This window comes from Streptomyces sp. NPDC046465, assembly GCF_040646035.1.
In the GTDB taxonomy this organism is placed as follows: Bacteria; Actinomycetota; Actinomycetes; order Streptomycetales; family Streptomycetaceae; genus Streptomyces.
Map to the genome: position 1 here is coordinate 1 of NZ_JBEYZK010000060.1, position 5,825 is coordinate 5,825.

Consider the following 5,825-nt stretch of genomic DNA (forward strand, 5'->3'; position numbering starts at 1 on the left):
GCCCCCCCCTCCTCGCGGGGAGCGGCGGACGCCGGTGCCGTGGCGCGGGTCCGCACCACGGGCCGGGCCTCTCCCGCGCCGTCGACGGCGTCTCGACCGACCTCGGCACCGACCTCGGCAGCGACGTCGGCAGCGACGTCGGCCGCGGGTGCTTCCTCCAGGATGAGGTGGGCGTTCGTGCCGGAGATCCCGAAGGAGGAGACGCCTGCCCGGCGGGGCCGGTCGCCCTGCGGCCAGGCGACCGGTTCGGTCAGCAGGCGCACCGCGCCCGACTCCCAGTCGGCGTGCGGCGTCGGCTCGTCCGCGTACAACGTGGCGGGCAGCGTCCGGTGCCGCAGCGCCTGGACCATTTTGATCAGGCCCGCGGCGCCTGCCGCGCCCTGCGTGTGGCCGATGTTGGACTTCACCGAGCCGAGCCAGAGCGGTCGGCCCTCGTGCCGCTCCTGCCCGTAGGTGGCGAGGAGCGCGTCGGCCTCGATGGGGTCGCCGAGCCGGGTGCCGGTGCCGTGCGCCTCGACCGCGTCGACCTCCGCGGGCGAGAGCCGCGCCCCGGCGAGGGCGGCGCGGATGACGCGCTGCTGGGCGGGGCCGTTGGGGGCGGTCAGACCGTTGCTCGCACCGTCCTGATTGACGGCGGAGCCGCGGATGACGGCGAGCACCCGGTGCCCGGCCCGGCGGGCGTCGGAGAGGCGTTCCAGTACGAGGAGTCCGGCGCCCTCGGAGAACGCGGTGCCGTCGGCGGCGGCCGCGAAGGGCTTGCACCGGCCGTCGGCGGCCAGGCCCCGTTGGCGGGAGAACTCGGTGAACACGTACGGATGGGTCATGACCGTGACGCCGCCCGCGAGCGCCAGATCGCACTCCCGTCGGCGCAGGGCGTGAGCCGCCAGGTGCACGGCGACCAGCGACGACGAGCAGGCGGTGTCGATGGTGACCGCCGGGCCCTCCAGGCCGAAGGTGTAGGCGAGCCTGCCGGACAGGACGCTGGGGGCGCTGCCGGTGACCAGGTGCCCCTCGGCGGCCGGGTCGATGTGCGGGGTGCCGAAGCCGGGCAGGGCCGCCCCCGCGAACACGCCGGTGCGGCTGCCCCGCAGGGAGTGCGGGTCGATGCCCGCGCGCTCCAGAGCCTCCCAGGCGCACTCCAGGAGGAGGCGCTGCTGCGGGTCGAGGACGGCGGCCTCGCGCGGGCTGATGCCGAAGAACTCGGGGTCGAACAGGTCGGCGTCGTGCAGGAACCCGCCCTCGCGGGCGTAGCTGGTCCCGGGGTGGTCGGGGTCGGGGTGGAAGAGCCGCTCCAGGTCCCAGCCCCGGTTGTCGGGGAAGGCGCCCAGCGCGTGGCTGCCCGCGGAGACCAGCTCCCACAGGTCCTCGGGGCTGCGGACACCGCCGGGGTAGCGGCAGGCCGTCTCCACCACGGCCACCGGTTCCTGGTCACGGTCCTCGGCCTCGCGCAGCCGCTGCCGGGTGGCGTGCAGGTCCGCGGAGACACGCTTGAGGTAGTCGACCAGTTTCTCTTCGCTCACCATGTGCGCTTTAGCTCCCCGCCCGTGATCGCGGGATGTGCGGCCGGCACGCGGCTCACACCCCGAGTTCGTTGTCGATGAAGTCCAGTACTTGTTCGGCGGTCGCCGTCTCCAGCTGGTCCGCCGCGTCCTCGCCGGCCGCGGCGCTCGCTCCGGCTCCGGCTCCGGCTCCGGCTCCGGCTCCGGCTCCGGCTCCGGCCACCGTGGTCCCCGTCGCCGCCGTGAAGCGGGCGAGGAGAGCCGCCAGGCGGGCCGCGACGGCCGCCTGGTCCAGGCCCTGCCTGACGGCGGCGGACAGGACGTGCTCGACCCGGGCCACTTCCTGCAGGACCTGGGCGGTCGTGTCGCCCTTCGGGGCCCGTGCTCCGTCCGGGGCGAGCCGTTCGGCGAGGTGGGCGGCGAGCATGTGGGCCTGGGGGTAGTCGAAGACCAGGGCCGCGGGCAGTTTCAGTCCGGTCGCGGCGGCGAGCCGGTTGCGCAGTTCGACGGCGGTCAGCGAGTCGAAGCCGAGCTCCTTGAACGGCGTGTCCACCTGCACCGCCGCCGGGTCGGCGTGCCCGAGCACGCCGGCCGCGTGGGTGCGCACGAGGCCGGTGAGAAGCTCCACTTGTTCGTCGGCGGTGAGGTCGGCAAGCCTGCTCTGCCAGTCCTCCGCCTGGCCTGCCACGGCCGCGGTGGGACGGGCCGCGGCGGGCGCCCCCGCGGCGGCCAGGGCGCGGAGCACGACGGGGACCGCTGCGTCGGATCCGGCCGGGATGCGGGGGTCCAGGTCCAGGGCGAGCAGGTCCGGGCGTCCGTGGGCGCGCGCGGCTGTCAGCAGGGCGCAGCCGCGGGCCGCGCCGGTCGGCTTGATCCCGTAGCGGTCGATGCGGGCCCGGTCGGCCGCGGACAGCGTCCCGGTCAGACCGCTGGTGGCCTCCCACAGCCCCCATGCCACGGACAGGCCGACGCAGCCCTCAGCGCGGCGGCGCGCGGCCAACGCGTCGCAATAGGCGTTGGCAGCGGCGTAGTTGGCTTGCCCCGGGGTGCCCAGAGTGGAGGCGAAGGACGAGAACATCACGAACAGGCCGAGCCGCGTCTCCCGTGTCGCCTCGTGCAGTTGTTGCGCGGCGGCGGCCTTGGCCGCCCACACGCGGGCCAGGCTCTCGGGGGTCTGCGAACCGATCAGGGCGTTGTCGAGTACGCCCGCGGCATGTACGACACCGGTCAGCGGGTGGGCCGGATCGATCCCCGCGATCAGCGCGGCAATCGCCCCGGGCTCGCTCACATCGGCCGCCACGAAGGTCGCCTCGGCCCCCAACTCCGCGAGTCGCGCCGCCAGTTCGTCGGCCCCGTCGGCGGCGGCTCCGCGTCGGCTGACGATGAGCAGATGTGCGCTCTCGCCGGTGCGCGCCAGGTGTTCGGCCACGGCGGCGCCGATGGTGCCGGTTCCGCCGGTGACGATGACGGTGCCGTCGGGGTCGACCGGTGCGGGTATGTCGAGCACCAGCTTGCCGGTGTGCCTCGCCTGGCTCATGAACCGGAACACTTCCCGTGCCTGGTCCAGCGGCCAAGAACGCACCGGCAACGGCTCGAGGTCACCGGAGGCGAACCTCTCGCCCAGCTCCCGCATCATGACCTCGATACGGTCGGGCCCCGCATCGGTGACGAGGTCGAAGACGGTGTACGTGACGCCCGCGTACGCCGCGGCCACGGCCTCGGGGGTACGGAGATCGGTCTTGCCCATCTCCAAAAACCGACCGCCCTCGCCGAGCAACCGCAAGGAAGCATCGATGAACTCACCCGTGAGGCTGTTGAGCACGACATCCACGCCACACCCACCGGTGGCCTCCCGGATGACGTCCTCGAAACCCAGGTCACGGGAAGACGCCCGATGCGCGGCATCGACCCCCATCTCCTCCAATACGGAATGCTTGGCCAAACTCGCCGTGGCAAACACCTCAGCCCCGAGATACCGGGCAATCCGCACCGCCGCCATCCCCACACCACCCGTACCGGCATGGACCAACACCCGCTCACCCGCCCGAAGACCGGCCAACCCCACCAACCCGTACCAAGCCGTCAGGAACGCCGCCGGTGCGGCGGCCGCCTGTCGGGTGTCCCAGCCTTGCGGAACCGGAGCGAGCATGCGCGCGTCGGCGACGGCCCACGGGCCGAACGCGCCGTCCAGCATGCCCATCACGCGGTCGCCGACCGACAGCCGGGTGACGCCCGGCCCGACCTCCGTCACCACACCGGCCGCCTCGGTGCCGGGCAGCGCACCCTGATCCGGGTACATGCCCAGAGCGATCAGTACGTCGCGGAAGTTGACCCCCGCCGTGTGCACGGCAAGGCGGACCTGCCCGGGCTCCAGCGGGCGCAGCACCTCGTCGCAGGCCTCCGCCACGAGCGCGTCCAGCGTCCCGGACGCCCCGCCCACCAGACGCCAGGCCTTCGCCCCGACCGGTCCCGCCGGTCCCGCCAGTTCGGCGGGATCGTCGGCCTGGGCCCACCGGGGGACCAACAACTCGCCGCAGCGCAAAGCTACTTGCGGTTCATCCGCTCCGATGGCAGCCCGCACGGCCTCTACAACTGCGCCATCCTCGAATGGCACATCCGTGTCGATCAGCACGATCCGGCCCGGGTTCTCCGACTGCGCGCTGCGCACCAAGCCCCACACGGCCGCGCCCGCCGGGTCCACCGGGTCCGCCGTCCGCACTAAGCCGAGGGCGTCGCCGGGGCCGGTCGCGTCCACCGCGCCCCTGGTCACGAACACCAGGTGCGCCTGGTCCAGGCGCGGCGCGGCCAGGAACTCCTGGATGATGCGCAACGCCCGCCCAGCCACGGCGAGTCCGTCCTCACCGACGGTGTCCACCGGGGCCATCACCAGGGAGGGCGCGGGGGTGGCCACATCGGTGTCGGTACCGGTATCGGTACCGACACCCATACCGATACCGGCATCGGCATCGGCATCGGCAAGCGCACCCGAAAGCGTCGGAAGCGTCGTCCACCGCAGCTCGTACAGTCCGTCCGTCCCCAGTCCCCCGGCGGCCCGCACCTGCTGGGCGCCGATCGACCGAAGGCGCAACTCCGCCACGTCCGCCACGGGCCCACCTGCGGGATCCGTGACGGTCAGCGAGACCGTCTCCTCATCGCCCCCACGCAGCCCGGCGAGCCGCACCCGCACGGTGGTGGCCTCGGTAGCCCACAACGACACTCCGCTCCAGGTGAAGGGCAACAGCACCTCCGCACCGTCCGCCCCCTGCTCGCCCCGTTGTACGAGCAGCGGATGCAACGCGGCATCCAACAGCGCGGGGTGGATCCCGAACCCGGCCACCGAACCCGCCTGCTCGGGCAACTCCACTTCCGCAAGGAGATCCTGGCCGTCCCGCCACAGCGCCCGCAGCCCGCGGAAGGCCGGTCCGTACTCGTACCCGGCGACGGCGACACTTTCGTAGAACCCGCTCACATCCACCGGCTCGGCCCCCGCAGGCGGCCATTGACCGGCCTGCCGCGTCGGCCGTATCGCCCTCGGCTCACACCCGAGCTCACCGACGGCATGACACACCCACAGTGCCGCCGCGCCCTGCTGCTCGGGCCGCGAGTACACGTGTACGTCACGACGGCCCTGCTCGTCCGCCGAACCCACAGCCACCTGTACCTGGAGCCCGCCGGACTCCGGCACCACCAACGGCGCCTGCAACGTCAGCTCGTCCACCGTCCCGCAGCCCGCTTCGTCAGCGGCCCGCAACACCCACTCCACCAGCGCGGCCCCTGGCACCAGGGCAGTCCCGGCCACCACATGCCCACCCAGCCAGCCACCATTCCCGGCGGAGACCCGACCATTGAGCACCACTCCCCCGTCGGCGAGGGCAACCGCAGTGGGCAACTGCGCATGCCCCGACCCGACGCCCCGGTCGCGCCCGGCGTCTCGCGCCACGGTGTCGGCCAGCCAATAGCGTCGGCGCTGGAAGGCGTAGGTGGGGAGGTCGACGGTACGGGGGGTGGGGTCGGCCGGGAACCAGCGGCGCCAGTCGACGTCGGCACCCGCGGTGAAGGCGTGGGCGGCGGCGCGGGCGAGCTGGGTGGCGTCGCCGTGATCGCGCCGCAGGGTGGGCACCACGGTGGCGGTGACGTCGGCCTGCTCGATGGTCTCTTCCATGCCCAGGTTGAGGACGGGGTGCGGGCTGGCCTCGATGAACAGGCGGTAGCCGTCGGCCAGAAGTGCCTCGATGGTGTCGGCGAAGCGGACGGGCTGGCGGAGGTTGGTGACCCAGTAGCCGGTGTCGAGCTGCGTCGTGTCGTCGAGGCGTTCGGCGGTGACCG

At 73.3% G+C, this 5,825-nt stretch carries 2 protein-coding genes; both read right to left on the minus strand.

What is annotated here, in order from left to right; all coding sequences use genetic code 11:
- On the minus strand, window positions 1-1,523 hold a 1,523-nt coding region (locus tag ABZ953_RS38965; protein ID WP_361734229.1), incomplete at its 3' end, for a beta-ketoacyl synthase N-terminal-like domain-containing protein.
- 52 nt (window positions 1,524-1,575) lie between these two features.
- The coding region (locus tag ABZ953_RS38970) for an SDR family NAD(P)-dependent oxidoreductase (protein WP_361734231.1) at window positions 1,576-5,825 on the minus strand (4,250 nt) is incomplete at its 5' end.